This is a genomic window from Flavobacterium piscinae, assembly GCF_004122145.1.
Taxonomy (GTDB): Bacteria; Bacteroidota; Bacteroidia; order Flavobacteriales; family Flavobacteriaceae; genus Flavobacterium; species Flavobacterium piscinae.
Map to the genome: position 1 here is coordinate 1 of NZ_SBKQ01000040.1, position 443 is coordinate 443.

1 protein-coding gene is annotated in these 443 nt (G+C 32.7%); it reads left to right on the top strand.

Features of this window, described 5'->3' with window-relative positions; genetic code table 11:
- A partial coding sequence (locus EQG68_RS14905; RefSeq protein WP_449404224.1) for a DUF7619 domain-containing protein occupies window positions 1-443 on the top strand: 443 nt, incomplete at both ends.

Genomic DNA, 443 nt, shown 5'->3' on the forward strand with positions numbered 1-443 from the left:
AACTCCTACGATCCAAACGACAAAACCTGTTTAGAAGGAAATACAATTTCACCAGAAATGGTTGGTGAATACGTACATTATATCATCCGTTTTGAAAACACAGGAACTTTTGCTGCCGAAAATGTAGTTATTGCCGATGTAATTGATACCTCAAAATTTGAAATTAATACATTAGTTCCACAAAGTAGCAGTCATGATTTCTTTACCAGAATTAATGGTAATAAAGTGGAATTCATTTTTGAAAACATCAATCTCCCTTTTGATGATGAAAATAATGATGGTTATGTGGCGTTCAAAATTAAAACGAAACCTGATTTGGTTTTAGGTGATGAGTTTACAAACACAGCCAGTATTTATTTTGATTATAACTTTCCAATCATTACCAACACCACTTCCACAACGGTGGAAGAACCTTTAAGCAATCAAGATTTTGATTTTGAAAC